At 66.7% G+C, this 15,212-nt stretch carries 12 protein-coding genes; 7 read left to right on the forward strand and 5 right to left on the reverse strand.

Annotated features, from left to right (window positions below):
* Positions 1-70: 70 nt before the first annotated feature.
* Both K1X74_12980 and K1X74_12985 read left to right on the forward strand, forming a co-directional pair.
* Positions 71-631, forward strand: coding sequence for a peroxiredoxin family protein (locus K1X74_12980; GenBank protein ID MBX7167236.1), 561 nt, complete (start codon positions 71-73; stop codon positions 629-631).
* A gap of 118 nt (positions 632-749) precedes the next feature.
* A complete protein-coding gene (locus tag K1X74_12985; GenBank protein MBX7167237.1) occupies positions 750-2,057 on the forward strand; it encodes a Gfo/Idh/MocA family oxidoreductase in 1,308 nt (435 codons plus the stop codon).
* A gap of 22 nt (positions 2,058-2,079) precedes the next feature.
* Here K1X74_12985 and K1X74_12990 read toward each other — a convergent pair whose 3' ends face one another.
* From K1X74_12990 to K1X74_13000, 3 genes are all read right to left on the reverse strand, one after another.
* Positions 2,080-3,180, reverse strand: a complete 1,101-nt coding sequence (locus K1X74_12990; protein ID MBX7167238.1) for a DUF2804 domain-containing protein — start codon at positions 3,178-3,180, stop codon at positions 2,080-2,082.
* Between the two features lie 597 nt (positions 3,181-3,777).
* Positions 3,778-4,011, reverse strand: a complete 234-nt coding sequence (locus tag K1X74_12995; GenBank protein MBX7167239.1) for a hypothetical protein — start codon at positions 4,009-4,011, stop codon at positions 3,778-3,780.
* A gap of 27 nt (positions 4,012-4,038) precedes the next feature.
* The gene (locus K1X74_13000) at positions 4,039-5,229 is read right to left on the reverse strand and encodes an acyl-CoA dehydrogenase family protein (protein ID MBX7167240.1); all 1,191 of its coding nucleotides are present in this window, start codon (positions 5,227-5,229) and stop codon (positions 4,039-4,041) included.
* A 160-nt stretch (positions 5,230-5,389) separates the two neighbouring features.
* On the opposite strand from K1X74_13000, the gene K1X74_13005 reads away from it, so the two are divergent.
* From K1X74_13005 to chrA, 4 genes are all read left to right on the forward strand, one after another.
* Positions 5,390-6,340 (forward strand): glycosyltransferase, encoded by a 951-nt coding sequence (locus tag K1X74_13005; protein ID MBX7167241.1) that lies wholly within the window; start codon positions 5,390-5,392, stop codon positions 6,338-6,340.
* 104 nt (positions 6,341-6,444) lie between these two features.
* Positions 6,445-7,668 carry a PQQ-like beta-propeller repeat protein gene (locus tag K1X74_13010; GenBank protein ID MBX7167242.1) on the forward strand — a complete coding sequence of 408 codons (1,224 nt, stop codon included), beginning with the start codon at positions 6,445-6,447 and terminating at the stop codon, positions 7,666-7,668.
* Positions 7,669-7,745: 77 nt separating this feature from the next.
* Positions 7,746-8,312: a hypothetical protein gene (locus K1X74_13015; protein MBX7167243.1), complete on the forward strand. Its 567-nt coding sequence runs from the start codon at positions 7,746-7,748 to the stop codon at positions 8,310-8,312.
* 131 nt (positions 8,313-8,443) lie between these two features.
* Positions 8,444-9,784, forward strand: a complete 1,341-nt coding sequence (gene chrA / locus K1X74_13020; GenBank protein MBX7167244.1) for a chromate efflux transporter — start codon at positions 8,444-8,446, stop codon at positions 9,782-9,784.
* Here the strand turns inward: chrA and K1X74_13025 are convergent.
* Positions 9,766-10,008, reverse strand: coding sequence for a hypothetical protein (locus K1X74_13025; protein ID MBX7167245.1), 243 nt, complete (start codon positions 10,006-10,008; stop codon positions 9,766-9,768). The two genes, chrA and K1X74_13025, sit on opposite strands and share 19 nt — an antisense overlap.
* Here K1X74_13025 and K1X74_13030 point away from each other — a divergent pair.
* Positions 9,920-13,717, forward strand: a complete 3,798-nt coding sequence (locus K1X74_13030; GenBank protein ID MBX7167246.1) for a hydantoinase B/oxoprolinase family protein — start codon at positions 9,920-9,922, stop codon at positions 13,715-13,717. The genes K1X74_13025 and K1X74_13030 overlap by 89 nt on opposite strands.
* A gap of 38 nt (positions 13,718-13,755) precedes the next feature.
* On the opposite strand, the gene K1X74_13035 is transcribed toward K1X74_13030, so the two are convergent.
* Positions 13,756-15,126, reverse strand: a complete 1,371-nt coding sequence (locus K1X74_13035; protein ID MBX7167247.1) for an MFS transporter — start codon at positions 15,124-15,126, stop codon at positions 13,756-13,758.
* Positions 15,127-15,212 lie beyond the last annotated feature (86 nt).

Genomic DNA, 15,212 nt, shown 5'->3' on the forward strand with positions numbered 1-15,212 from the left:
TTCTCGCCGCCGCAGCCATGGGCCACCCGTTCCATCTACCGGAGGAGCCCTGAGGATGCCGTCGCCATCGATGCGTTTGACATGTGTTGCGTTTGCGCTGATCGCGGCGCTGTCGTTCGTTGCACCCCTGGCCGTGGCTGCCGAGCCGCCGGTGATCGGCGACCCAGCGCCGGGCTTTGACCTCCGCACGATCGACGGGCAAAGCATTTCGCTGGGCGCGCTGACGACCGATTCGAACCTGGTGCTGGTCGTGATGCGCGGCTGGACCGGCTATCAGTGCCCGCTGTCCGCCGGCCAGATGGCGAAGTTCGCCAAGCAAGCCACGGCGTTTGCCAAGGCCGGAGCCAAGGTGGTGTTCGTCTATCCGGCTTCGGCCGAGCAAATCGACGCCCGAATGGCCGACTTCATGCAAGGCCGGACGCTACCCGACAATTTCCTGCTCGCGGCCGATCCCGACTTCGCGCTGACGACGGCCTACGGCCTGCGCTGGCAGGCGCCTTTCGAGACGGCCTACCCAGCGACATTCGTCATCGACCGGCAATCCGTCGTACGCTACGCGAAGGTGAGCCAGGGCCACGGCGGCCGCGCCACCGCAGCCGAGGTACTCGAAGCCCTCGGCAAACTGCAATAACCGGGGGGGCGGCACCCGCCTGCCCGGCCCGGCCGGCTTGCTCTCCGCCGTCGCGGCGCGTGATGATACCGCGCAAGTGTGGTACTTCTCGTCGCGAACTCCAGCGGAGGATCGAGCCATGGCGCGCAGCAATCGGCGGACCTTTCTGCAGCAGGCGGGACTCAGTGCGGCTGCCCTGGCGACGGCCCAGCAACTGGCCAGCGCGGCGGTCGAGGAGCAGCTCGTCGTCGGCGTGATTGGGCCCGGCGGCATGGGCAGCAATCATCTCAATCTGCTCGCGGCGCGTGGCGATGTGCGCGTGGCCTGGGTCTGCGATCCCGACTCCGAGCGGCTGGCCACGGCGGTCAAGACGGTCGAAACACACACGGGCCGCACTCCGCAAGCCGTCGCAGACCTGCGGCGCGTGCTCGACGACGCCGCGGTCGATGCCGTATTCATCGCGACGCCTGACCACTGGCACGCCCCGGCCGCGGTCCTGGCGCTCGACGCCGGCAAGCACGTTTACGTCGAGAAACCCTGCTGCCACAACATCCGCGAAGGCCGCCTGATGACCGCGGCCGTGCAGCGCAGTGGCCGGTGCCTGCAAGTCGGCACGCAAAGCCGCAGCGGCGAGTGCGTGCGCGAGGCGATCGAACGGATCGAGCGCGGCGAGATCGGCGAAGTGCTCGTGGCCAAGGCCTGGAACAGTCAGCGGCGCGGCTCGATCGGACACACGTCGCCCAGCGCGCCGCCGGCCACGCTCGATTTCGATCTGTGGCTGGGGCCCGCCCCGGTCGTCGAGTATCGCAGCAACCTGCTGCCAAGCGTGTGGCGCTGGTGGTACGACTTCGGCTGCGGCGACATCGGCAACGACGGCGTGCACGACATCGACGTCGCGCTGTGGGGCCTGGGCGTCGAAGGCCATCCGCACCGCGCGACCTGCATCGGGGGCAAGAGCTTCTTCGACGACGACCAACAGTTTCCCGACACGCAGTATGCGGTGTTCGAGTACCCGGCCGAGGGCGCGAAAAAGCCCCGGCAGATGATCTTCGAGCAGCGCATCTGGTCGCCCTACGTGCAGGAAGGCTACGAGAACGGCGCGGCGTTCTACGGCACCGGGGGCCTGATGATCGTGGGCCACAACGTGGGCTGGAAGCTGTACGGCGAGCGGAACAAGCTCGTGGCCGAGCGCGAAGGGCGCCCCGACCTGGCCCTGCATCATCAGAACTTTTTCAACTGCATTCGCGGGAGCGCCGAACCGTTGCACGCGGATGTTCACGCCGGCCACCGCGCGGCGACGATCGTACACCTGGCCAACCTTTCGGCCCGCCTCGGCCGGACGCTGAATTTCGACCCGACCGAGCAGCGGATCGTCGGTGACGACGAGGCCCAGGCGTTGACCGCGCGCAAGTATCGCGACCATTGGGCCGTGCCGCGAGACGCGTGAGCCCTCAGGGCGCGGCGCGGCATTACCAACGCTGCTTCATATGCTCCGCGAAGCCGAGCACGTCTTTGACCTCGAGCTTCGTACCGTCGTCGAGCACCAGCGTGCCGGAGTAGTAGCCGTGAATCTTGTAGAGCTCGGCGCTGATCAGGCCCAGGTCGGTCTTGGAGTGCTGGTTGTAGATTGGGCGGAACTCGAGCGTTAGCCGGTGGTCGTTGCTCGTGAACTGCCAGGGCTGCATGCGGTCGTCGGCGTTGAACCGGCAATCGACCACGTCGAGCTTGTGCAGGCGGCCGTCGACGAGAATCGCGTTGCAAGTGCCGTGTGCGTCGTCGCCGTAGCCGTGCCCCAGGTTCCAGGCGACTTGCCGGTCGCCGACCCGGCCGGCTGCCTGGCCCCAGAACCATTGGGACTCGTGCGGCCAGAGCCCACGCCCCCAGTCGAAGATGGCCCACGACTTGTCCGCGGGCAACGTGTAGGTTTGGTCGTCGACCGAGACGGCGCCGCTGGCGGGCAGTCCGAAGATCTTGTTCTCATAGAAGAACTCGCCTTCGCCGGCAAACGGCCGCGAGATGGCCACACTGTCGTGTTCCGGATCGGCCATCAATTCGACTTTGCCCTCGAGCGCCGGTGCGGGTCCTTTCTTCGCGATGCGGAATTCGATCTGGCGCCGGCCGTCGGCGAATCCGAGCGCGACAAAGTCGTCGCCCTGTTCCAGCCGCGTCGTCCCGTAGGGATCGGCCGGGAGAATCGCCTTGCTCACCGGCGTGGGTCGAATGAATTGCGTGCTGCGAATCGTCCCGGCTGCATAGTCGATCACCTCGGCGCTGCCGCTCACCAAGGGGCCCAATTGGACGAGCGTCACCCCCACAGTGAACTCGGGCGACATGATCGTGTAGTGGTCCCACTCCTTGATCCGGGCCTGGCGATTCGCCGGGATCGCCTCGCGGTTGTATTGCATGAGCGCCCGACGGGCCCAACCCCAGGCGGCCAGCGAGCCGTCGGGATTCAACAGCGGCGTCGGCTCGGTGAATTCGCGCTGCGCGGTCGCAGGCGGGGTGTCTTGACCAACGCTTGTCGAGCCAAGACCAAACAGGCACACGAGAACAAGGATCGTCGTACGCACGGTGATGGGTCCCAGAAGAACATTCGCGAAAACGACAAGCGTACCACGCCCGGCCGAGCGATGTACGCTCCCGGTATGTGATCCGGCTGCGGGACGTCCTTCGTCGGGCGGTCGCCCGACCACGGCAGCCTGCCGCGCCCCAGCCTGGCCCGCCCCGAACGGTGCGAAATCCGACGGCTCCAGCCTCAGTGCAACCAGGCAACCGCGCATACGAACCCCAGGTCGGTTTGCGGCGGTCGTTTCGCGTCGAATCCGAGGCCCGGGCACCCGGCCGGCGCCAAACACCGCCTCACGAAATGGATCACTCGCTTGAAACAACCCTGTTTCTCGAATCCGGATTTCATCATCTCCTTTGTGATTCTCGTTAAACCTTTGAGCGTCGATAAACTTCGCACACGTTGCGAGGTAAACAAGGTGCGAGTTCGCCGGTTACGTACGGCGCTCGCCAGCCTGATCGAAGAAGGCCTGCTGCAACAGCCCCCTGCCGTGCCACCTCGACGCCGACTTGAGCGCTGGCGGATCACCTCCCGCAGGACCTGGCGGTGACGACGTTGGAGGCCTGATCCGCCAACCGCCATCGACGGGCCACACGCACGTTTAGCCTGGGCGCGCCTCAGGCTGAACCGGCGCTGTTGGGCCGTCCTCCGGGATGGCTGGCGGCGGAGCCGGACAGTGCGGCAGCGGCAGCGGCTTGAACACCGCCTCGAGGCCCACCAGCGCAAACGCCGCCAAGGCCAACAACCAGCCCTGGCGGCGCGTGAGATATTGCCGCCGCGCGAGGCGCGGTTTGCGCTGCGGCCGGGTAGAAGGCACAGCCGTCATGCGTTCCAAGGGATCAGGACCTCGCCCCTGCTCATCCTAGCCAGGCCGCCGGCGCGGCAGGATGCCTTCGAATTTGCAGATGATCCCCAACATGATCTCGTCGGCGCCGCCGCCGATCGAAAGCAGCCGCGAATCGCGGAAGTAGCGGGACATGGGATATTCCTCCATGTAGCCCATGCCGCCGTGGAACTGCATGCACCAATCGGCCGCTTCGCGCACCAACCGACCCGCCTTGAGCTTGGCCATCGACGCCTCGCGGGTCATGTCCTGGCCGTCGCACAGTTTGCGGACACAGTGGTAGCACATCTGCCGCAGGTGCTCGGCCTCGGTGATCAATTCGGCCAGGTGGAAATGAATCCACTGGTTGTCGATCAATGGCTGGCCGAACGTCTTGCGTTCGCGGCAATACTCGATCGTCATGCGGATCACCTTCTCGATGCCCGAGTAGGCCATGATCGCGCTGACCAGGCGCTCCTTTTGGAACTGGATCATCTGGTAGATGAAGCCGTCGCCTTCCTCGCCGATGCGGTTGCGCTTCGGCACGCGGACATTGTCGAACACCAATTCGGCCGTGTCGCTCGAATGATTGCCGAGTTTCTTCAGCTTGCGGCTGACGCTGAAGCCCGGAGTCTTGGTCGGCACGATGATCAGCGACATGCCGCGATGGTCGGTGCCCGGCGAGGTCCGCGCTAACAAGCAGATCCAGTCGGCCTGGGTACCGTTGGTGATATAGAGCTTGCTGCCGTTGATGACATAGTGGTCGCCGTCGCTATCGGCGCGGGTCCGGATCGAAGCGACGTCGGAGCCCGAACCCGGCTCGGTCACGGCGATCGAGCAGACCGCCTCGCCGCGAATGGCCGGCTCGAGGAATTCCTTCTTCAATTCGTGCGACCCGAACATGTTCAGGGCCGGCGTCGCCATGTCGGTCTGCACGGCGATGGCCATCGGGATGCCGCCACAGTTGATCCGCGCCAGCTCCTCGCACATGACGACGTTGTACCAGTAGTCCTGCCCGAGCCCGCCGTACTCTTCGGGATAGGACAGACCCATGAAGCCGAGCTCGCCCATCTTGCGGAACAGTTCGTGGGCCGGAAAGATTTCGGCCTCTTCCCAACGATCAACGTAGGGGTTGATTTCCTGATCGATGAACCGGCGGAGCGACTGTCGAAACGCCTGGTGCTCTTCGGTGAAATAAAGGCTCGACTGCGATTGTTCTGCCAGCGTCATGGGACGACGAACTCCAGATGCGTTTGGGAACCAGACGACGGACCGTCGCCGCCATTCTAGCCGGCAATTCCTCGACCGGCGATTGGCGGCCGGCCAGCCGGGGCGGCACAATAGCCGAGACGGCCGCTGCCCGTTCCCTGGCCCCCCGGCTCTCTCCGCCGTGAATTCATCACCCGACCGCATCGTTTACCTGTCGCGGATGCCCGAGGCGACCGTCGGCGGGATTGCCACGCTGTGGCGTCACGTCCGGCTGCTGAACGAAGCGGGATTTCACGCCGTGGCAGCCTTTCCCGAGGGCATGCCGCTGGCCGGCTGCCCGGTGCCCTCGATCTACGAGGCCCAGCTCCGCGCCGGCGACGGCATCGTGTTTCCCGAGGCCTGGCGAGCCCGGCTGATTCGCCTCCAGGGACTGCCGGCCACGAAGGTCGTGTTTGTCCAGAACCACTTTCTGCTCGAACATGGTCTGGGCGGAGCGAAAGACTATGGCGTCTTCGGTGTGTCACACGCCATGGCCTGTTCGCAGGTAATTGCCGACGCGCTCGGCGAGCGCTGCGGGTACCAGCATGTGGCCGTGGTCCGCTGTGGCGTCGACTCGGAGCTGTTCCGCCCGCGGCAGAAGCGGCCGGCGATTGCCTACATGCCCCGCAAGCGGCCGCTCGAGTGCGTGCACATCCTCGGCAGGTTTCGCTGGCGGTTTCCAGAGTTTCAGCACGTGCCGATCGTGGAAATCACCAACCGCCCGATGGCCCAAGTCGCCGAGATCCTCGGCCAGGCGGCCGTGTTCCTCAGCCTGTCGCACCTCGAAGGGCTGGGCCTGCCGCCGCTCGAGGCCATGGCGGCCGGGGCGTTGGTCGTCGGTTTTCACGGCGAAGGAGGCCGCGAATACGCCACGCCCGACAACGGCCTCTGGGTCGACGAGGGACAGCTCGACGCATGCGTCACGGCGTTGGGGCGCGCCCTGCAGATCGCGATCGGCGAACCGGAGACGTACGAGCAGATGCTCGCCGGCGGGCGTCAGACTGCCGCGCGGTTCAGTCCCGAAGCCGAACGCCGGGCGCTCGTCGAATTCTGGAGCGACGTGGCTCCCGCTGCGCGGCGAACGAATTCCTGACACCTGGTCGATGCCGGGCTGCTGCCACCCCTTGGAACTTGAGTTCGTTAAGATAGGGGACATTCGTTCTACGTTCGACCCGGGTTCGTTGCGGAGCTGCTTGCATGCGAGTATGGATGTGGCTCGGTTGCTTGGTGCTGGTCAGCGCGGTGCCTGCCCTGGGCCAGGAATGGACGCGCTTTCATGGGCCGAATGGGTCGGGCTACCTGCCCACGACGACCGTGCCCACACGGTGGACCGACCAGGACTACAAGTTCCGCGTCGAGCTGCCAGGCGCGGGGCATTCGTCGCCCGTCGTGTGGGGGGAGAGGGTATTTCTCACTTCGGCCACCGATTCAGGCGCCCGGCGGCTGGTCCTGTGTCTGAGCGCGGACGACGGCAGCCTGCTCTGGCAACGCGAGCTCGGTTTTACGACGCACCCGAAGCACCTGCAGAACAGCTTCGCCTCGCCCACTCCCGCGTGCGACGGCGAGCGCGTCTATGTGGCCTTGAGCGATCCCGACCAATATCTGCTCGTCGCGCTCGACCACGAGGGCCAGGAGGTCTGGCGGCAGAACCTCGGGCCTTTTGTCGGGCAGCATGGCGGCGGTCCCTCGCCGATCGTCTATGAAGACCTGGTCATCCTGGGCAACGAACAAGACGGGCCGAGCAGCCTGCATGCCTTCGACCGGGCGACGGGCCAGCCGCGCTGGAAGGTCGACCGCAAAGCCGACATGGTGGCCTACTCGACCCCGTGCGTGCTCGCGCGACCGGGCCGGCCCGACGAGCTGATTTTCGCCAGCAGCGCACACGGCATCACGAGCGTCGACCCGCGCAACGGGCAGGTCAATTGGGAGCTGCCGGTGTTCGACAAGCGCTCGGTCAGCTCGCCCTTGGTCGTGGCGGGGCTCGTGTTCGGCAGTTGCGGATCGGGAGCGGGCGGCAACTATGTGGCGGCGATTCGCCCGCCCGGCGACGGCCAACCTACCGAGGCGTATCGAGTGTCGAAATCGGCGCCCTATGTACCCAGCAGCACGGTCAACGATGAACTGATGTTTCTGTGGAGCGATCAGGGCGTCGTCACGTGCATCGAGGCGGCCGATGGCAAACAGGTTTGGCAGAAGCGCGTCGGCGGCAAGTACTCCGGTTCGCCCGTCTGCACCGGCGAGGCCGTCTACGGCGTCTCAGCCGACGGGGAAGTGGTCGTGATCGCCGCGAAGCGCGAGTTCGCCGAGTTGGGACGCATGCCGCTGGGCGAAGAGTGCCGTTCGACGCCGGCCATCAGCAGAGGGCGGCTCTACGTCCGGACGGTGTCGCATCTAGCTGCGATCGGCGGCGACCGCCGATAGCCCACCCGAAAACAATCGCTCAAGGGCTGCCGACGTGAGGGGCCCACGTGGACCAGCATTCATTTTGGGAGAAGCGGATGAACAGCAGGGCGCTATTGCTTTTCGCGTCCGGTGCCGCGGCGGCCATGCTGGGATTGTCCGGTCTGGCCGGGCTCTCGACGATCTCTCCGGTGGCGGCCGACGAGGCGCCGGCCGATCCCGTGCCGGCGCTGACCACCGACGTGCAGACGCTCAAGGACAAGGCGCCCGACCAGGCGCACGCCATGGTCAGCGTTGCTTATCACTTCAACAACCTGTGGTTTGCCGCCGAGGCCCGAAACTGGCCGCTGGCCGAGTTCTACTGGAACGAAACGCGGTCGCACATGCGCTGGGCGGTGCGCATCATCCCGGTCCGCAAGGGCAAGGCCGGCAACGAGATCAAGCTCGGTGAGATTCTGGCCGCTGCCGAGAATTCGCCGCTGGCCCAATTGCACGAGGCAATCGTGGCCCAAGATCACGACAAGTTCGTGGCCGCTTACCGGTTTTCGCTCGAGGCCTGCTATGCCTGCCACAAGGCGGCCGAAAAGCCCTTCCTCAGGCCGCGCATTCCCGAACGCCCGGCCGAGCCCACGATCAACTTCGACCCGGCGGCCGATTGGCCGTGACGTGCCGAGCCGGCAAGACGCCACGCTTGGCGTCGTCGGGGGCGTTGGCTCGTTGACGTACGCGTGATGAAACCGCAAGCATGTCCCTTCCGTCGCCCGAGGTGCAACCGGCTGAGATCTCCCCCCAAGCGATGCGCGCAGCCGTGTCGTGGGGCGAGGCGCTACGCACCTGGATCCGGATCGCGCTGCTCAGTTTCGGCGGGCCAGCCGGGCAGATTGCCGTCATGCACCGGATCCTCGTCGAGGAGAAGCGCTGGATCAGCGAAGAGCGATTCTTGCACGCGCTGAACTACTGCATGCTGCTGCCCGGCCCCGAAGCGCAGCAGCTTGCCACCTATGTGGGCTGGCTGTTGCATCGCACGCTCGGCGGGATCGTGGCCGGCGCCCTATTTGTCCTGCCCGGGTTTCTCTCGATCCTCGCCTTGAGCCTGATCTACGCGAACTATCAACACACGGGCCTGCTCGAGGGATTGTTCTACGGTTTGAAGCCCGCGGTCTTGGCCATCGTCGTCGAAGCGGTGCTGCGCATCGGCAAGCGCGTGTTGAAGAACGGCGTCATGCTGGCCTTGGCCGCAGCGTCGTTTGTCGCACTGTTCTTTTTCGCCGTCCCGTTTCCGCTGGTAATCCTGACCGCTGGCCTCGTCGGTTTCTGGGGGGGACGATTGTATCCGGGCCGATTCCTCGTCCTCCAAGGGCACGCGGCCAAGGCGGCCGGTGAATCGTTCGACGAGGTGCCGCTGCACCATGCCGCGCCCACGTGGCGACGCAGTTTGTTGGTGAGTTGCATCTGCCTGACGCTGTGGTTTGGGCCGTTGCTCGCGTGTCGGGCCGCCCTGGGGCCCGAGTCGATCTACGTGCAGGAAGGGCTGTTCTTTAGCAAGGCAGCCGTCATGACCTTCGGCGGTGCCTATTCCGTACTGGCGTATGTGGCGCAGCAGGCCGTCGAGCGGTTCGGCTGGCTTCAGCCTGGAGAAATGCTCGATGGGCTCGGCATGGCCGAGACGACGCCGGGGCCCTTGATCCAAGTCGTGCAATTTGTCGGCTTTCTGGGGGCATATCGGCAGCCCGGGCCTTGCTCTCCGGTCGTGGCCGGTCTGGTTGGCTCGGTCATGACCACCTGGGTGACTTTCGTACCGTGCTTCTTCTGGATCTTTCTGGGCGCCCCCTACATCGAGCAATTGCGGGGAAACCGGCTACTGACCGCGGCCTTGTCGTCGATTACGGCGGCCGTCGTGGGCGTTGTGTTCAACCTGTCCGTCTGGTTCACTCTGCACACGCTGTTCCACGACGTCGCCGCCCAACGCCTGGGCCCGCTGCGAGTGCTCGTGCCCGACCTGGCAAGCATCGAATGGGGCGCATGCGCAGTGGCCATTCTGGCACTGCTGCTTACCTTCCGCTGGAAACAATCGCTGGCCAGGACACTGACCCTCTGCACGGCGCTGGGGGCGCTGTACTACTGGATCAAGGCCTGATCAGCCGCCCGACCCTCGGGCCAGGCCCCTTGCCCGGTCGGGGCGCGGCGCAAGATCCTGACGTCGCCATGCTCCAACGCGCCGCGACCGATGCCGGATGAGCGCACGAGCCCGGCGCGGTAATATCCGGCCACGATGAGCAACTGGGAATTCTGGATCGACGTCGGCGGCACCTTCACCGATTGCTTGGCGCGCGGGCCGGCGGGGCAGATGCGCCGATACAAGCTGCTCAGCTCCGGCGTGACCAAGGGGGCCGCACACGTCGGGTCGAGTTCGCTGGCGATTGTCGATCCGGCGCGCCGCGGCGATCCGCCCGGTTTTTGGGACGGCTGGCGTCTCGCGCTCGTCGATGCCGACGGCACGGTGGTGGCCACCTCGACGGTCGCGCGCTTCGAGCGCGCGGGCAGCCGGCTCGAGCTGGCCGAACCGCTGGCCGTGACCCCGCAGGCACATCAGCCATATGAACTGACCAGCGATGACGACGCGCCGCTGGTGGCGATTCGCTTTCTGCTCGGCGTGCGACCGGGCGAGCCGCTGCCGCCGGTGACCGTGCGGCTGGGAACCACCCGGGGCACCAACGCCCTGCTCACGCGCCGCGGCGCCCGAACCGCCTGGATCACCACGCGCGGCTTCGGCGACGCGCTGGCCATCGGCTATCAGAATCGTCCGCGGCTGTTCGAGCTCGATATTCACAAACCGGAGCCACTGTATGCGGCCGTCGTCGAGATCGACGAGCGCGTCGCGGCCGACGGCACGGTGCTCCTGCCACTCGACCCAGACACGGTGCGCCGGCAACTCGCGGCGCTGCGCGACGCGCAGATCGAATCGCTGGCCATCTGCCTGTTGCATGCCCCGAAACGCCCCGCACACGAGCAACAGGTCGCCAACCTCGCGCGGGAACTGGGGTTTCGGCACGTCAGCACCAGCAGCGAGGTGGCGCCGCTGGTGAAGATCGTGGCCCGCGGCGACACGACCGTCGTCGACGCCTACCTCACGCCGGTGCTGCGCGACTATGTCGATCGACTGCGCGAGCCCTTGCGCGGCGGATGCTTGCGGCTGATGACCTCGGCCGGTGGGCTCGTCGATGCGGCCAGCTTTCGCGGCAAGGACAGCATCCTCTCCGGGCCCGCGGGTGGAGTCGTGGGATTTTCGCGCGTGGCCCAGGCCGCGGGCCAGCGGCGCGCGATCGGCTTCGACATGGGCGGCACGAGCACCGACGTCTCGCGATTCGACGGCCATTTCGAGCGCGAATACGAGACCGAAAAAGCCGGCGTGCGGATCGTCGCACCGATGCTGGCGATCGAGACGGTCGCCGCCGGCGGCGGCTCGATTTGCGGCTTCGACGGCGTGAAACTCACCGTGGGGCCCGCGAGCGCCGGGGCCGATCCCGGTCCAGCCTGCTATGGACGCGGCGGCCCGTTGAGCGTCACCGACTTGAATTTCTACCTGGGCCGCATCCTGGCCGAGCGCTTCGCGTTTCCCTTGCAGCGTGCGGCCGTCGAGCGGCGGCTCGACGAGCTGATCGCCGAGGTCGAACGGGCCACCGGCCGGCGATACGCGCCGGTCGAGCTGTGCACGGGCCTGCTGCGAATCGCCAACAACAACATGGTGCAGGCGATCCGGTCGGTTTCGGTGGCGCGCGGCGCCGATCCGCGCGATTACGTGCTCGTCGCTTTTGGCGGCGCGGCGCCGCAACACGCGTGTGCCGTGGCGCGCGAGCTGAATATGCGCGAGGTGCTGATCCACGACGACGCCAGCCTGCTGAGCGCCTATGGGATCGGTCTGGCCGACGTGGTGCGGCATGGCGTGGCCGGCATCTATCAACCGGCCGGCGCGAGCACTTTGCAAGAAGCGACCGCGCAGCACCAGCGGCTGGCCGCGGCGGCCACGGCCGAATTGATCGCCGAAGCCGTGCCGCCCGAGCAGATCGGCGTGCGGCGCTCGCTCGACTTGCGCTACCAGGGCACCGAGGCTGCGCTGCCGATCTCCGAACCCGACGACGGCGACTATCCGGCGGCTTTCGCAGCGGAGCATCGCCGGCGCTACGGCTATGTCCACGCGGGCCGGCCGATCGAGATCGTCGCGGCGCGCGTCGAGGTGGTGGGCCGCAGCCCGCAGACGCTCCCTCCTGCGCGCCCTGCACCTGCGTATGCGGCGAGGGCCGAGCGCAGCGTGTCGGTCTGTTTCGACGGCGCCTGGCACGAAACGGCCGTATTGAACCGGGCAGACTTGCAACCGGGCGCGCAGATCGTCGGGCCCGCGCTCCTCTATCAGGCCCACTCGACGACGATCGTCGAGCCAGGCTGGGTGGCCGAGGTGTTGACGGGCGATCAAATCCGGCTGACCGACGCCGGAACCATCGCGGCGCCGGCCGTGTCGACCACGGCCGACCCCGTGATGCTCGAAATCTTCAACCACCAGTTTGCCGGCATTGCCGAGCGGATGGGCATCGCGCTGCGCAACACGGCCGGCAGCGTGAATGTCAAAGAACGGCTGGATTTCAGTTGCGCGCTGTTCACGGCCGCGGGGCGCCTGGTGGTGAACGCGCCGCATATTCCCGTGCATCTGGGCGCGATGGGCGAAACGGTCCGCAGCGTTCTGGCCGATAACCCGCAATTGCGGGCCGGCGACGTGTTCGTCACCAACGACCCCTATCGCGGCGGCTCGCACTTGCCCGACGTGACGGTGGTCACGCCGGTGCATGACGCCGCCACGGGCCAGCTGGTGTTCTTCACGGCCAGCCGCGCGCATCACGCCGAGATCGGCGGCATCCGGCCCGGCTCGATGCCGCCCGGTTCGCGCAACCTGGCGGAAGAGGGCGTGCTGATTCGCAACTTTCGGCTGGTCGAGGCCGGCCGGCCACGGTTCGACGAGTTGCGCGCATTGTTGACCGGCGGCCCGTATCCCTCGCGGAGTGTCGACGAAAACCTCGCCGACCTGGCGGCGCAGGTCGCGGCCAACCAGCAAGGAGCGCTCGACCTGGCCCGGCTGATCGAGCGTTATTCGCTGCCCGTCGTCACTGCGTACATGCGCCACATCCAGGCCGCCGCCGCCACGAAAACGCGCCGCAGCCTGGCGCGCCTCGAGGGCCGGCAATGTTCGTTCGCCGATCAGCTCGACAACGGCGCGCGGATCGCCGTGTGTATCCGCATTGAACACCTGCGGGCGATGATCGACTTCACCGGCACCGACGGCGTGCTGCCGGACAATCTCAACGCCAACCGCGCGATCGTCACCGCGGCGGTGCTGTACGTGCTGCGCGCGTTGCTCGACGAGGACATCCCGTTGAACGAAGGCGTGCTCGAGCCGGTCGAGCTGGTGCTGCCGACGTGCTTGCTGAACCCGCTCCCTGGGCCCACGCCCGCGACGAGCCCCGCGGTCGTCGGCGGCAACGTCGAGACGTCGCAGCGGGTCGTCGACGTGCTGCTCGGGGCGCTCGGGCTCGCGGCGGCGAGCCAGGGAACGATGAACAACCTGCTGTTCGGCGGTGCGCAGTTCGGCTACTACGAAACGATCTGCGGCGGCGCCGGTGCGACGCCCCATCGCCCGGGCGCCGATGCGGTCCACACGCATATGACCAATACGCGGATCACCGATCCTGAGGTGCTCGAAAACCGCTACCCGGTGCAGGTCGTCGAGTTCGCCATTCGCCGCGGCTCGGGCGGCGCAGGGCGCTTCCGCGGCGGCGACGGCGCTCGCCGCCGGTTGCGATTCCTGGCGCCCTTGGCCGTATCGATCCTGTCCAATCGGCGACCGCCGTTCGCGCCGTTCGGGCTGGCAGGCGGCGAGCCCGGCGCATCGGGCCGCAACGTGCGAATCTTCACCGATGGCCGGCACGAGGAGCTGCCTGGACGCGCGCAATACGACGCCGCACCCGGCGAAGAATTGCTGATCGAGACACCCGGCGGAGGCGGCTATGGCAGGCCCGAGTAAGTCCGCCCAGTAAGTCCGCCCCCCGACGCGCGATTGATCTACTTCTCGGGTACAAAATCGTGCCCGCTGCGCACGCCGGCGAGCACGAGGACCAGGCTCACCACCATCAAGGCTGCGGCAACCCAGAAAGGCAGCACCACGCCCTGGAAGAAGAGCATCACGCCCAGCATCGGGCCGAAGATCCGGGCCAGCGCGGCGGCGCTCTGATTGATGCCCAGGATACCCCCCTGTTTCGCCGGATCGGTGCGGCGCGAGATCAGCGAGTTGAGCGACGGCGTGATCATGGCAAAGCCGGTGATCTCGATCGTCAGCGCCACGAGCAACAGCCCCAGGCTGGCCGATCGAGCAACCAGGGCCATGAACACGAAGCCCACGATGGCGGCGATCGATCCGACGGTGGCCATCGTGCCCTCGGGCACCCTGGCCGACAGCCGGCGGACGAGAAACCCCTGGGCAAACGTGAGCACGAAGCCGATGTAGGCGAACACGAGCAAGATTCGCTCGTTGACGTCGTGGCCGGTGCTGCCCACCGCGGCGGCGGCGGCAGCCGCCTCTCCGGCCGTGTCGAAGCGGGCCTTGAGCAGCAGCGACAGCGTCGACTCGAGATTGGCAAACGCCACGCCGTTGACGAACACATTGAGAATCAGCAATCCCACGCTCGGCGTGGTCAGGGCCATGCGCAGCGAGGCCCAATCGAACCCTTCGCGATGGGTGGCCGTGCTGGGATCGCGCGATTCGGGCAAGGCGAAGATGGCCACGGACAGGGCCACCGCTGAAAGGCCGGCCGCGACGTAGCCCGGCCAGGGGCTCAAGCCTCCCGCGCTGGCCGTCACCAAGGCGACGGCGCCCAACAAAGGGCCCAGCATGAAACCGAGTCCAAAGGCCACGCCGATCAGGGCCATGCCTCGGGCGCGCTTTTCGAGCGTCGTGCAGTCGGCAATGTAGGCCTGCGCCGTGGGAATCGTCGCGCCTGCCATTCCTGCGCCAATGCGCGAGGCGAACATCAGCCCCAGGCTGCGGTAGACCGTCGCCACGCCGAACAGCAGATAGCACAAGGCCGAAGCCGCCAGGCCGACCATGATCACCGGCCGCCGCCCGATGCGATCGGACAAGCGCCCCCAAAAGGGGGCGAACACCAACTGCATGGCCGAAAAACTGGCCATCAGCAATCCCAACTCGATGCCCGCGGAATCGACGTTGAATTCGCTCGCGTAGCTGGGCAACAGCGGCAACACCATGCCAAAGCCCAGCAAGTCGATAAACACCGTCAAGAAGATGACCGCGAGCGATGCTTTCCCGGGGGTGCGTTCAGACATAACCAGGCGGACCGGTCGCGGCGAGCAGGTGTCGAAAGGGTGTTGCGCCAATCCACCGGAAAACATGAGTTGCCCGCGGCGCAAGCGAGCCATCTTAGCCTTCCCGCAGCGACGTGACCATGCCCGGCGCGACGCGGCGAACGCCCCGTGCTAGTGCCTCGGCAGACGGAGGTCTATGA

The organism is Pirellulales bacterium, assembly GCA_019694435.1.
GTDB lineage: Bacteria > Planctomycetota > Planctomycetia > Pirellulales > JAEUIK01 > JAIBBZ01.

Coding starts and splice junctions, on each gene's coding strand:
- K1X74_13030 (MBX7167246.1), top strand. CDS start 9,920: ATGAGCAACTGGGAATTCTGGATCGACGTCGGCGGCACCTTCACCGAT.
- K1X74_13010 (MBX7167242.1), top strand. CDS start 6,445: ATGCGAGTATGGATGTGGCTCGGTTGCTTGGTGCTGGTCAGCGCGGTG.
- chrA (MBX7167244.1), top strand. CDS start 8,444: ATGCGCGCAGCCGTGTCGTGGGGCGAGGCGCTACGCACCTGGATCCGG.
- K1X74_13035 (MBX7167247.1), bottom strand. CDS start 15,126: ATGGCTCGCTTGCGCCGCGGGCAACTCATGTTTTCCGGTGGATTGGCG.
- K1X74_12985 (MBX7167237.1), top strand. CDS start 750: ATGGCGCGCAGCAATCGGCGGACCTTTCTGCAGCAGGCGGGACTCAGT.
- K1X74_12980 (MBX7167236.1), top strand. CDS start 71: ATGCGTTTGACATGTGTTGCGTTTGCGCTGATCGCGGCGCTGTCGTTC.
- K1X74_13015 (MBX7167243.1), top strand. CDS start 7,746: ATGAACAGCAGGGCGCTATTGCTTTTCGCGTCCGGTGCCGCGGCGGCC.
- K1X74_13000 (MBX7167240.1), bottom strand. CDS start 5,229: ATGACGCTGGCAGAACAATCGCAGTCGAGCCTTTATTTCACCGAAGAG.